The sequence below is a fragment of the Halalkalirubrum salinum genome (assembly GCF_005543295.1).
In the GTDB taxonomy this organism is placed as follows: Archaea; Halobacteriota; Halobacteria; order Halobacteriales; family Haloferacaceae; genus Halalkalirubrum; species Halalkalirubrum salinum.
In genome coordinates this window covers 106,714-119,353 of sequence record NZ_SRSG01000009.1, presented here as the reverse complement: position 1 = coordinate 119,353, position 12,640 = coordinate 106,714, and the positions used below count along the sequence as shown (strand labels likewise).

Genomic DNA, 12,640 nt, shown 5'->3' with positions numbered 1-12,640 from the left:
CTGAGCGGATCTCATAACTCTACGGCCTTGGGTAGTTGATAAAATTATACAGATTCGAGGAGAATACCCGCGCCTTTAGGCGCGGGATGAATCCGACAACTCCTCTACTAACCACGTTCGATGACAGGGGCGGATATTCCACGTTCCAATCCGATTTTTTATAATACAACAGTACATAACAAGTTATGGAAGCGTTCCACGATGCACATCCACCGAACCTACCGAGCGACAATCCTCAACCATTGTGAGGTAGATGAATCGCTTGACTGGCATGGGTGGAGCGCATCGAAACTGTGGAACGTCGCTAACTACCACTCCCGCCAAATCTGGGAGAACACGGGCGGGATTCCCGATGATTCGGACTTAAAAAGCGAGTTGAAGACTCACAACAAGTACAAAGGACTGCATAGTCAGTCCAGTCAGCGCGTTCTGGAGGAACTCGCTGAAGCCTTCAACTCGTGGTACGGCAAACGCAAGTCTGACCACCGCGCGAATCCACCCGGCTACCGCAAGAAAAACTACTACGACAATAAAGGCCGTCGCGTCCACGAAGAACACCCTCGTTCAACGGTGACATGGAAGCAGAAAGGCATCCGTCACGACACCAAAAACGGGCGAGTGCGCCTGTCAAAAGGCGCGAACCACAAGGAACACCCCCGAGCATGGGAGTACATCCTCGTTGAATACGAAACCCGCCCCGGTGTCACCGTCGAGAACCTGCAACAGGTCAGAGCAGTCTACGACAAGGAGAAGGGCCGATGGGAACTACACTTGGTGTGTAAGCAAGAAGTTGAGACTCCCGACGCCCCCGGTGAAGAGTCGGCTGGCGTTGACCTCGGCATCTGCAACTTCGCGGCAGTCGCGTACAGCACCGAGCAAGCCGACTTGTACCCCGGCAACCGTCTGAAACAGGACGGGTACTACTTCCCGAAAGAAATCGCCAAATGTGATGATTCAGGTGGTGAAGGAGCCACTCGTCTTCACAAAAAGTGGTCGGAGCGCCGAACTCACTTTTTCCACTCGTTGGCGAAACACATCGTTGAAAAGTGTATCGAGCGTGGAGTTGGACAAATCAACGTCGGCAAACTCGCTGGTGTTCGAGAAGATGAAAACGGCGACTCGAAGAATTGGGGTCGGCACGGCAACCTTGACCTGCACGGCTGGGCGTTCGACCGCTTCACCAATATCCTCGAATACAAGGCAAAAGTCGAAGGTATCGATGTCGTAAAAATTCCAGAACGAAACACGAGCAAGACGTGTTGTATGTGCGGTAGAGAAGACGAGAGTCAGCGTGTTGAACGCGGCCTGTACGTGTGTGAGGAACACGACGATGCGTTCAATGCTGATGTGAACGGGGCGGAGAACATCCGTCTCGACATCAATCAAAGTAACTCCGAGTCTCCGGCCAGTTTGGGCGAGGATAGGAGTACCGGCTGGTTGGCACAGCCCGGGGTCTACCTTCATGACCTCTCCCGAGGATTCCAACCTCGGGCAGAGGTGGTAGGCTGCAAACCTTAATATCCCAATCCAGCGGTGCGGTGCCGTGGGATTCCCGCGTCTTCAGGCGCGGGAGGATGTCAATACTCTGTCTTCGATTTAGCGCTGGAAAGAGGTGAACACAGCCACTTCTCTCTCGGTCAGTCGCTCGTAACTTTGTGAGTCAATCCGGCAGATCGCAGGTCCTCGCCGTCGACCGACGAGCGGAGTTCGTCCATCCCGTCGAAGCGATCGATCCCGAAGTTCTCGGCGTACAGCGACTCGACGCGCTCGACTTCCTCGTCGGTGAGCGACGGAACGTCTGACGCGGCACTCCACTCGGTGATATCCTTCTTGGTGCGGAACGTCGGAGTCACTGTTGCGACTGGCGCGTAGCTGAGGAGGTACGCGATCGACGCCTGTGCCATCGTTCGCTCGCCGTCGCGCTCGAGGAAGCGAAGGGTCTCGAGTTTCTCCCAGCCGGTCTCGTACCACTCGTCAGGCCGGAAGCCGCGGTGATCACCCGAGCCGAGTTCCGTTTCGGGGCGGACCTGCTCGTTGAGCAGCCCCGAGGAGTGTGGCACTCGCGGAATGAGACTCGTCGACGAGCCCGTCTCCTCGATCGTCTCGAGGAAGTGGTTGCCCACGTCCTGTTCGAAGGCGTTCCAGACGAGCTGCAGCGTGTCGAACTCCTCGCGGATCGCCATGTCGCCCTCCGCGAGCCAGCCGATCGACGGCCCGAGCGCCCACCCCTTCGCGCGGATCAACCCCTCCTCTTCGAGTTCGTCGAAGGTTTCGAGGATGTCCTTGTCGACCTCATCAACGTTCGCGTTGTGTAGCTGCAACACGTCGACGGAGTCGACGCCGAGGCGATCGAGACTCCGCTCTGTCGCCTCGCGGATGTACTCGGGGCTCATCTCCTTTGGGAGTTCGCCGTGGCCGGCCTGTGGATTGTTGTAGAAATCGTAGCCGACCTTCGTTGCGAGGGTTACGTCCTCGCGGTAGTCTTCGAGTGCGCGCCCGAGGACTTCCTCGGAGTTGCCGTGGCCGTACACGTCGCCCGTGTCAAAGTAGGTGATGCCCTCGTCGATCGCGTGGTGGATCATGTCGATCGCGTCCGACTCGGAGCGATCGCCCCACCAGTCGGTCCCAACGACCCATGCACCAAAGCCCACTTCGCTCACGGTGATTCCGGTCTCGCCGAGTTCCCGGTATTGCATACACCCCAGTAGGTCATCGTGACACTTAGCGGGTCTGGTTCACGAGTCAGACGCGTCAGATTTGTCGTCTTCCCACCGTGTCCGATCGCGATCGAGCGCCAACGCTTCTGCAACGAGCGCATCGTGTTTCGTGGCAATGTCTGTCGCAGTGATAATTCCAACCAGATTGAGTCCCTCGACGACTGCTAGTTTCTTGATTTCTTCGCGGTGCATCCGATCGACCGCTGCCCTGACTGTCGCTCGCGGCGCGATCGTTTGTAACGGACGGCTCATTGCCGGCTTGACAGGGATCTCATCGAACGATCTCGCCGTTCGATAGCCGGCGATGAGTGCGTCGGTTTCGGTGAGGATGCCGACTGGATCGTCCTCGTGTGTGACGACCACGCTGCCGACGCCTGCATGGAGCATTCGTTTAACCGCCTCACGAACGCTCGCAGCCAGCGGGACTGTCACGAGACCGGTGCTCATCGCCTCTTGAACGAGCATACCAACTCCTCCCAGTCGATCGATTTGATCGTTTCGCCGGGCTGTCGAGCGATAACAAGGCTTAATTTTGCCGATCGCTCACCACCGGGGGATGGACGCTCTTTCGGTTCGTATTGGCTGTCTTTCTGTTGGCGACCGAACCACAGAACAGACCGCAGCCGTCGAGTGGTGTCAGTCCCGCGGTGCTCGCGTCGACACGATCGATGTCACACCCGAGTCAGATTCTGTGATTGACGCCGACCTCGCTACCTACGACGTCCTGTGGTGGCACCGTGATGAGCCAGTCGAACTCGACCGCAAGGCGATCGCCGCGGCCGCGCCGGCAATCCGCGGCGTTCTCGAATCCGGTGGGAGACTGTTTCTCTCGTTGCACGCGCTGTCGGCGGTCGAACCGTTAGATATCGATCCGATCGCTCCCGACGCGGCCGGCACCGAGCGGATCGACCACCCGAGCGGCTTTGCGGCGAAGGCGATCCACAGCGACCACCCTGTCTTCGAGGGCTTCGTCGATCGGTTCTACACCCTTCCGGCGGGCGAGAATCGACCGTTTGCCCGCTACGAGGCTGTCGCGCCAGCCCGCGGTCAGCTGCTGGGATCAGCCGTTCACGCCGGCGAGTTGCTCCCCGCACACAAAGAGATCCTTTCGTGGCGCGTGGGCGAGGGTCACGTTTACGGTGTCGGCGCGCGCGTTGAGTTCGCTGACAACGCCGCTGGTGAGTTTTCAGTCGATCGCGATCGCTTCGTCTCGAACATCCTCGCAACACTTGGCGGCGATCGTCGCCCGACGTTCACCGATCGGCCGACAGACGCCGCGGGGTTCGATCGACTCCGCGCTCGGTTCGCCGACGATCACCACCGACCCACCTATCACCTCTCGCCGCCGGCGGGATGGCTCAACGACCCCAACGGGATCATCCACCACGACGGGACCTACCACGTGTTCTATCAGTATAACCCGATGGGGCCGTTCCACGGGACGATCCACTGGGGACACGCGACGAGCGAAGATCTGCGCACCTGGTGTGACGAACCGGTTGCGCTGTCGCCGGACCCAGACGGCCCCGATCGGGACGGCTGTTGGTCCGGCTGTGCGGTTGTCGACGCCGGCGGGACACCGACGATCCTCTACACAGGAGGGCGCGGCAGCGATCAGCTGCCGTGTCTGGCGACCGCTGGCGACGATCGACTGCACTCGTGGCGCAAGGATCCAGCGAACCCGATTATTCCGGCCGCGCCAGACGATCCGGCGGTGCTCGCGACCGACGACTGGGACGCGGAGTTTCGCGACCACAATGTCTGGGCCGTCGGCGACACGTGGTACCATCTGATCGGAGCGGGACTGTCCGAGGGTGGGGGTGCGGCGCTTTTGTACCGCGGTGATACCCTGCGCGACTGGGAGTACGTGGGTCCGCTCCTGAGCGGCGATCACGACGTAGCGGACACGGTGTGGGAATGCCCCGAACTGCTCGATCTTGGCGAGGTGTCGTTGCTCCACGTCTCGAACTACCGCGACGTTCGGTACTTCCTCGGGGTGGCTGATCTGTCGACGCCCGGATTTGCAGTGGAAACTGAGGGGCTGCTCGATCACGGCGCGCTCTATGCTCCACAGTCGACAACGACTCCCGACGGCCGTGTGCTCATGTGGGGCTGGATTAAAGAAACCAGAAGTGTCGACGGCCAGTGGCGCGCCGGCTGGTCGGGTGCGCTTTCGATTCCCCGGGAGTTGTCAATCGGCTCGGCCGGTGATCTCGTCCAACAGCCCGCCCGAGAGCTCCGCGCCTTGCGTTCAGAGCCGACTTTCGACGGGAGCGCCGATCTCACCGCAGGTGAGCACCGACCGATCGCCGCGACGAACAACGCCTTGGAGCTCCGTGCCGAGATCGAGCCGCTCGGTGACGTCTCCTTCGAACTGGGCCTCTTCGAATCGCCTGCCCGCTCTGAACGAACTGTTGTCCGCTGTCGACGCGATGGGATTGTCGTCGATCGATCCAACTCGACGCACGATCCCGATCCAGACACATCCTCGGTCCGGATGCCGATCGACGCCGACGGATCTGACGGCGTGTCGCTGCGGGTCTTCGTCGACGGGTCGATCCTCACTGTCTTCGCGAACGATCGACACTGTCTCACGACGCGGGTGTACCCGTCCCGCTCGGACGCGACTGGGGTCTCTGTCGCCGCGTTCGACGGTGATCTCTCGGTTCGATCGTTGACGGCCTGGCCGCTTGAGGCGTCGTCGGGCGATCGTGCGTTTCGGAACCGCCAAGACCGCCAGTAGTTCTTTACGCCCGATCCTCCATCGGTGTACCAAGCCATGTCCGGGCCATCCACAGATCCGCGAGATCTGGGCGCGCTCTCGACGGCCACACAGCGGCTGTCTTCGATGAGCAATCGTCGAGAAATCTACGAGGTCGCGGTTCGATCGGCGCAAACGGTTCTTTCGGCCACACACTGTGGGATCTGGATCGCCGAATCCGATTCCGATCAACTCCGGCTAGTTGCACAGGCAGATCCCACAGCTACCCTGTTCGAGTGGGTGATTCCCGCCGGTAGCGACCATCCGGTGTGGACCGCATTTGACGGTGAGGATGTCTCGATCAGCTCGATCAGCTCGATCGACTTAGCTAACACGACTGACACGACCAACTCGACTGACACGACCAATTCGGCTGACTCGACCAACTCGGCTGACTCGACCAATTCGTTCGATTCGATCGATTCGACCGACTCTAGCGAGGCTTCTCGCCAGCCGTCAGGCACAGTCGTGGCTTTTCGACTGGGTGCGCATGGCGTGCTTGCGGTCCACGTCGAGGATTCGATCGCCACAGATACCATTTCCACTGATTCGGCCGCGGACGACAGTTCGACCGACACTCCACCGCCGCGGTCGGTCCAGCTCGGCCGTATCCTCGCTGAGAGCGTGACGAGCGCCTTGGAGCGATCGGATCACGAACACGCACTCCGCGTGCAACGCGAGCAGCTCTCAGAGTTTGTGAGCTTTGTCTCTCATGACCTAAAAAACCCGCTCAACATCGCCAGCGGGCACCTCGAAATTGCTCGGTCGGAGTGTACCGGCGCTGTCGACTCCTTCGAGACGATCGAGACGGCGCTCACTCGCATGAACGCACTCGTCGAGGATCTACTCGAGCTCGCAAAGCAGGGCGAGCTCGTCACTGACCGCTCGACCGTCTCGTTGCAGCGCGTCGCCGAACAGGCCTGGAGTGTCGTCCACGCACCCGATGCGAGGCTTGATCTGGAAGGTGATTTCCAGACCTCGTGTGACGCCGATCGCCTCGCACAGGCGCTCGAAAATCTCTTCCACAACGCGATCGAGAACGCCGACGGTCCCGTCAGAATCCGCGTCGGCCCGATCGAGCCGATCGAGACGTCGACCCGATCAGCGGCACTCGCCGGTCCTGTCGGGTTCTACGTCGCCGACGACGGCCCCGGAATTGCCGACGACGCCTACGAGGACGTGTTGTCTGCGGGGTATTCGACGACCGGCAGCTCCGGAATTGGGTTGACGATCGTCCACCGGATCGTCGAAGCCCACGGCTGGACCGTGTCAGCGAGTCGGAGCGCTGATGGCGGCGCTCGCTTCGACATCACCGACGGGTCGAAACCGGTTGCGGTGCCATCGACCAGAGACGACTCAGGGACGTAAGCGGCTAGGTTGAGTGGTACGACCCACGACCGTCGCGATCGCCACGGCCGTCGAACGGCGAGGACGGTAGCGGCTCGTGCGGGAGCAGCAGGTGTCCGTGATCGAGTACGCCGAGGACGCGCGTCCGTCGACCGTCGACCCCGATTCGGACTGTGGGCGCGGGGGTGCCGCCGAAGCGCCGACGCTGTTCTGGCTCTGGCAGGAGTGCCACGTCGTCGAGGCTCGGGCGATCGAAGTCGTAGTAATTGAAAAACGAGTTCACGAGCAGTTCGTCGCCGTGATCGTAGACGAGCCACGAGTACGCCTGAAACGGCGCGTTTGCGGGGTTTGTTACCACGAGGCCACTGTCGTTCAGCGGTTCGTACTCGCCGAAAAGCGAGTCCGCAGCGAACCCATAGAGCGCGTCGTATCCTTCGATCCCCGGGGCGAACGTGTGCATGTGACTCGAGATGAACAGGTAGTACGTCCCGTCCCGCACAACGATGTGTGGCCGTTCGAGCTCTTGATTCACACATACGGCGTCCAACAGCGGCTCTCGTAGCCCGAAATCGGTTGGGTCGCCGGTTGGCGACTCGGCAATCCCGACGCTGCCGTTGAACTCTTGTTGTGCTTGGTCGCCGCCGCAGGCCGCAGACCCCTCAGGGACGGGCGTGTTCGCCTCGAACACGAGGTACGTCCCGGTCTCGTCCTCGAAGAACCACGGATCGCGGAAGGTGTAGATCATGCCTCGCGATTGGGCTTCAGTCTCGTAGCGATCACCGTCAGGTCCGGTGATGATCTCGTGGGTCCACGGTCCCTCGATCGACAGCCCCTCGCTATCGGTATGGACGGTTCCGCCATGACCGACCGCGAGCCGCTGGGTGTAACTGAGCTCCGCTTCGTCGCGTTGTCCCGATGCGGTGTAGTATGCGTAGACGGTGCCGTCGTCGTATAGTGCCGAACCGGCCCACTGCCGAGAGCCGAAGGGGCGATCGCCCTCGATCTCGCCTGCGTCGTTTTTGAAGACGGGCCCGCCGGTGTGCCAGTTTTTCCCATCAGCCGAGTAGGAGTACCGAATTGTTGCGACGTCGTGGCGCTTGCCGGGCAACAGCGCCGAGGTCGACGTCAGCGCGAGGATGACCCGATAGCCGTCGATCTCGGCAACAGAGCCGTCTCGATCGCGAAGCAGCCAGGTGTCCCACAGGTGCAACTCGGGGTCGATCGGCGACTCCGGTGGATAGATGATCGGCGCGACGGTATCGTCGGTGCGTGCGAGCCGCGCGGCGTGCTCGCGGGTCCACGCTGGTGTGTTGCGGCTGATTCGGCCTCGACCGCCCGAATCGTCTGTCATGGCTTAGGCTCGACGGCGAACGCTCTTAGGTTTCACCGTTTTACTCGGGGTGTAGTACTTCTTTTGGCGCGGTGCGGCTTGACGACCTCCGTGCACATCCGAACGGATTTGTGGCCCGCTGTCGAAGAAGCGTCAATGACCAAGCGACACGTGTCACTCCCCGACGAGGCCGAGTCGGGAGTCCGAGGCTTCATCGAATCGGTTGACGAACGGCTTTCCTCGGATGAAGACACCTGTGCTGTCGTCGAGGACGTACTCGTCGATCTGTTCGGCGATCGCGAGGCCTACGATCGCTGGCAGGCCGGTGAGGACGTCTCACACGCCACGCGGGTCCGCCTGCAGGGGTACGACCCGTGTAATGCGACGCTCGAATCAGAGTACTACGCCGAAAAGGACGAGGCGGCGTTCACGCGATCGAAACACCTCCAGTGGCTCTGGCGGCAGTTCGACGCGACCCCGATGGCCGACAACGTCGAGTTCGCGCTCCGATTCCGACAGATGCTCGCGGACCATCTCTTCGAGGAGTGTGGGGACAACTGCCGCTTTTTCAAAGGAATCACGTTCACCTACGGACACAACATCACGATCGGTGACAACACCGTCGTCCACGACGATGTTCACCTCGACGATCGAGGCCGGCTGACGATCGGCGATCGCGTCTCGATCTCCGACGGCGCACACATCTACAGCCACGACCACGATATCGTCGACCAGACGGCGGTCCGGAACTTCCACACAGTGATCGAGGACAACGCTCGCGTGACGTTCGATTCGATGGTGCGTGCTGGCTGTCGGGTCGGCGAGAACTCGATCGTCGGCGCACGCGCGGCCGTTCAGGGAGACGTTCCCGCCCACCACATCGTGGTTGGCATGCCCGCCCAGAGCGTCAAGATCAAACCTGGCTGGGAAGACGTTGCCGAGCCGATCGACGACGGCAAACTCGAAAACCGTCAGCACGAGCGCGAAATCGAGTACGATGTACCCGCGGATTTCGAGGTCTTCGACGAGTTCCAGCGAGATCTTTCGCCGCCAGGTGGCCGATAGGCCACCGCGATCGATCTACACCCCACGTCGGGTGGTCGATGGCTCATCACGATCGATCTACACCCCACGTCGGATCGACCGACACGCTGACGGGCCTCGACGTACATGTGTCGGCTAATGACTTCGACATCCTCGCCTGAGCCTATCGACAGCAATCTGTTTATTACCGTTTCTGGACCACCAGGCTGTGGCGCGACGACGCTTTGTACCCAGCTTGCGGACGCGCTCGGCTGTCCGTACGTCTCTGGCGGCGACATTTTCCGCGAACTCGCCGACGATCGCGGGATCTCGCTCAATCAGCTCACTGCGCAGGCGGAGGCCACAGACGAGATCGATCGCGCCCTCGACGAGCGCCTGCGAATGATCGCCGAAAAGTGGGGGATGTCGAGCAAGCCATTCATCCTTGAATCCCGCCTGGCTGGCTGGATCGCTGGCGAGCGCGCAGATCTTCGCATCTGGTTGGACGCTCCAGAGGACGTTCGCCTCGAGCGAATTAGCGATCGTGAGGAGACCGAACCCGAAATGCGGGTCCGCGAGGTCAGCGAGGCCGGTCGCTACCAGTCGTACTACGATATCGACATCGACGATCGAGAGTTCTACGATCTGCACCTCAACACTGCCCGCTGGAGCAAAGACGGCGTCTTCGAAATTGTCCGTGCGTCAATCGAGGCGTACGATCCCGAACTCGACGAGGGAGCCTTCGAGACGCCGACTGTCAATATGTAGTGTCGGACCCAGTTGATTGCCGCAATCTTCGACTCATCGGTTGTATTTCCACACTACCCAGCCGGATAGCGCGAAAAGTACTCCGGTGAAGCCCGCCCAAAAGCCCGGAACGGGTCGCGTCCATTCTTGCACGATCGCCGCGAGCATCAGTGCGGCGGCGACAAACGTCACACGGCTCGCGTCGCGTGCGAGACTGGCCTCCTCGGCGGGCGGAAGATCGCCCGGATTGTAGCCGGCAATCAGCCCGACCGCCCCGCGGTAGCGAATCATGTATCCGAGAAGCACACAAACGGCGGCGCTAAACCCGAGCACGGCGGTTTCGGTGACGGCCATGTGCGCGGTTCGATTGCCATGAAAAAATCCCTGTCGGCCCGTTTCAGTCGACTTAATCTCCTGGGCGAGGTACAGACTGCTGTGCCCCGTGCGCTCGCGATCAACGTCGCTGCGAACACGAACATCCCCGGCTTTCGCGGGCCGATCTATCCCGACGGATCGTTCGTCTACCTGCCAATCCCAGAGCGCGAGCCGACAGCCCGATCGGTCCCGACCTACGGCGATCTGCTGTCGGTGCTCGATCCGCTGCCGTTCACTGTCGCTCCGGATGTCGGTGACACGCATGTCCACCTCGACCCCGAGTTCCCCGAGTATCCGTTCTGCGAGCGGTATACCTACGGCGACGAGCACGGCGTGAAGGCGGGACCGATCGCCGAGCTCGATCCCGGTGACTCGCTGTACTTTTACGCAACGCTCTCGGCGCACGACCCGCCCGAGGGGATCGACACCGGCCCGACCGTCGACTGGATCGCCCCCGAGTGGGGCGCGTACCTCATCGGCGAGTTTCGGATCGATCGCGTCGTGACCGCCGAGGCGTACGCTTCGTTGTCGCCACGCGAGCGCGAGCCGTTCGCAGACAACGCTCACCGCAAGCGCGACCCGCCTGACGCGAAGGTGCTCGTTCTCGGGACTGCCGACTCGGCGCTGTTCGATCGAGCGGTGCCGCTGAGCAACCCACAACAGGGATCGGCGGCGAACTCGATCGTCACCGATCTCTCGAACGACTCGGGGAAGGGGCCGTGGTGGCGACGGCGGCTGTGGTTCGACGAGTCGGCGACCCGTCGCCTCCGGGGAGCGATCGACGAGGGCGCGATCGACGCATTGGTGTGACTGTTGGCAATCGCCGAGCGCTGATCGCTGAGCACCGCGATCGATCTGTGAAGTCAGCTTTATTGGTTCGGTCGGCTACTCACCAATACGTTAGCGTTTCACTTCCATGACACACAGGGTACTTGTTGTCGACGACTCAGCATTGCAGCGCAGCATTATCGCAGACGCCTTGGCCGAGCAATTTGAGATCGTCGCGGAGGCTGAAAACGGCCGTGCGGCGATCAAAGCCTTCCTGGAACACGATCCCGATCTCGTGACGATGGACATCATGATGCCCGAACTCAACGGGATTGAGGCGACCGCAAAGATCAAAGAACAGTCTCCAGAGACGGTGATCGTGATGTGTACGAGCGTTGGCCAGGAAGAAAAAATGCGCGAGGCGGTCACAGCCGGCGCGGACGGCTACGTCCTGAAGCCGATCGACGCGGACGAACTCCGTGAGACGGTGACGAACGCGGTGTCGTAGCTCTCGACACCGTGTTTCACTCCTCGCTCTCTCACCTCCCGTGGGTGTATCCCTTGTCGGCGAGCGGCTCACTGTCAACAGTCACCCCTTCGTCGGCCGTCACGACCGTCCCGATCGGCGTCATCTGCACGTCGAGCCGATCGCGGACCACGGACAGTGCCTCCGGCGGTAGCGTACAGACCAACTCGAAGTCCTCGCCGAACGTGACTGCTGTCCGCCAGGGATCGCCGTCTCCGCTTTCGTCTTCGTTGAGCTGGTTGCTGGCCGCCAGTTCGACGAGCCGATCGTCCACCGGCACCGCCGCACGGTCGATGGCGAACCCACAGTCGCTCGCCTCGGCGAGTTGGTGCAGCGATCGCGCGAGCCCGTCACTTGAGTCCATCATCGCAGTCGCCTGTTCGGCGAGCGTTCTGCCGGCGGCGATCCGCGGTTCGAACCGGAACAGCTCGTTTGCCGCCTCGGCTTCGCCCGCCTCGAACAGTGCCAGCGCCGCCGCACTCCGACCGAGCGTCCCGGTCACACAGACGTGTTCTCCTGGTGTCGCTCCCGATCGCAGAACTGGCTCGCGGTCGCCGAGGTCGCCGATCGCGGTCGTCGCGACCGTGAACTCGACGTACTCGTCTAAATCGCCGCCGACGTAGGCCCCGCCGACGGCGTCACACACGTCACACGCACCCGTTATGAACGCTGTCAGCTCCTGTTCGTCGAAGGTCGTGTCTGCGTAGACGGCGACAGCGGCGGTTGCGTCGGCACCCATCGCTGCCACGTCCGACAGCGACGCGCCGACCGATCGCCACCCGGCGGTGTAGCGTGTCGTTCCCTCGGGGAAATCGGTCGTCTCGTGGAGCATATCCGTCGTGAGCACCGTTGAGCCGACCACGGCCGCGTCGTCGCCGGCATGTTCGATCGCCGACCCAACGAGCCCGAGTGCGGTTCGTTCGTCCATCCTGTCTGTCGTTCGGGCGATTGCCGCAAAAACGGTCCGATCGGCCCGCGTTCGGCACCGAGCTAGAAGCAGGGACACCAGGTTTGGCGATCTGGTTCATCGTGCGCGTTAGGGCTCC

Annotated in this window: 12 protein-coding genes; 7 read left to right on the top strand and 5 right to left on the bottom strand. The window is 61.6% G+C overall.

Features of this window, described 5'->3' with window-relative positions:
- Positions 1-201 precede the first annotated feature (201 nt).
- Positions 202-1,518 (top strand): RNA-guided endonuclease InsQ/TnpB family protein, encoded by a 1,317-nt coding sequence (locus tag E5K03_RS03220; protein ID WP_138004964.1) that lies wholly within the window; start codon positions 202-204, stop codon positions 1,516-1,518.
- A 119-nt stretch (positions 1,519-1,637) separates the two neighbouring features.
- Here the strand turns inward: E5K03_RS03220 and E5K03_RS03215 are convergent, their stop codons facing one another.
- Positions 1,638-2,696 (bottom strand): aldo/keto reductase, encoded by a 1,059-nt coding sequence (locus E5K03_RS03215; protein ID WP_138004925.1) that lies wholly within the window; start codon positions 2,694-2,696, stop codon positions 1,638-1,640.
- Positions 2,697-2,735: 39 nt separating this feature from the next.
- Entirely contained in the window at positions 2,736-3,182 is a 447-nt protein-coding gene (locus E5K03_RS03210; RefSeq protein ID WP_138004924.1) for a CBS domain-containing protein, read from the bottom strand.
- Positions 3,183-3,273: 91 nt separating this feature from the next.
- Between E5K03_RS03210 and E5K03_RS03205 the strand changes: the two genes are divergently transcribed.
- Together E5K03_RS03205 and E5K03_RS03200 are read left to right on the top strand one after the other, a co-directional pair.
- Complete coding sequence (locus E5K03_RS03205) at positions 3,274-5,460, top strand: glycoside hydrolase family 32 protein (RefSeq protein WP_138004923.1); 2,187 nt, start codon at positions 3,274-3,276, stop codon at positions 5,458-5,460.
- 36 nt (positions 5,461-5,496) lie between these two features.
- Complete coding sequence (locus E5K03_RS03200; RefSeq protein ID WP_138004922.1) at positions 5,497-6,846, top strand: sensor histidine kinase; 1,350 nt, start codon at positions 5,497-5,499, stop codon at positions 6,844-6,846.
- Positions 6,847-6,850: 4 nt separating this feature from the next.
- Here the strand turns inward: E5K03_RS03200 and E5K03_RS03195 are convergent, their stop codons facing one another.
- Positions 6,851-8,176 carry a glycoside hydrolase family 68 protein gene (locus E5K03_RS03195; protein WP_138004921.1) on the bottom strand — a complete coding sequence of 442 codons (1,326 nt, stop codon included), beginning with the start codon at positions 8,174-8,176 and terminating at the stop codon, positions 6,851-6,853.
- Between the two features lie 135 nt (positions 8,177-8,311).
- Between E5K03_RS03195 and E5K03_RS03190 the strand changes: the two genes are divergently transcribed.
- A complete protein-coding gene (locus E5K03_RS03190; RefSeq protein ID WP_138004920.1) occupies positions 8,312-9,220 on the top strand; it encodes an acyltransferase in 909 nt (302 codons plus the stop codon).
- Between the two features lie 117 nt (positions 9,221-9,337).
- The gene (cmk, locus tag E5K03_RS03185) at positions 9,338-9,946 is read left to right on the top strand and encodes a (d)CMP kinase (protein WP_138004919.1); all 609 of its coding nucleotides are present in this window, start codon (positions 9,338-9,340) and stop codon (positions 9,944-9,946) included.
- 33 nt (positions 9,947-9,979) lie between these two features.
- Here cmk and E5K03_RS03180 read toward each other — a convergent pair whose 3' ends face one another.
- Positions 9,980-10,279: a DUF3784 domain-containing protein gene (locus E5K03_RS03180; RefSeq protein WP_138004918.1), complete on the bottom strand. Its 300-nt coding sequence runs from the start codon at positions 10,277-10,279 to the stop codon at positions 9,980-9,982.
- Between the two features lie 81 nt (positions 10,280-10,360).
- Here E5K03_RS03180 and E5K03_RS03175 point away from each other — a divergent pair, with 81 nt between their 5' ends.
- Positions 10,361-11,110 carry an Nmad3 family putative nucleotide modification protein gene (locus E5K03_RS03175; RefSeq protein WP_138004917.1) on the top strand — a complete coding sequence of 250 codons (750 nt, stop codon included), beginning with the start codon at positions 10,361-10,363 and terminating at the stop codon, positions 11,108-11,110.
- A 106-nt stretch (positions 11,111-11,216) separates the two neighbouring features.
- A complete protein-coding gene (locus E5K03_RS03170) occupies positions 11,217-11,576 on the top strand; it encodes a response regulator (protein ID WP_138004916.1) in 360 nt (119 codons plus the stop codon).
- Between the two features lie 31 nt (positions 11,577-11,607).
- Here the strand turns inward: E5K03_RS03170 and thiL are convergent, their stop codons facing one another.
- Positions 11,608-12,522 (bottom strand): thiamine-phosphate kinase, encoded by a 915-nt coding sequence (gene thiL / locus E5K03_RS03165; RefSeq protein WP_138004915.1) that lies wholly within the window; start codon positions 12,520-12,522, stop codon positions 11,608-11,610.
- Positions 12,523-12,640 lie beyond the last annotated feature (118 nt).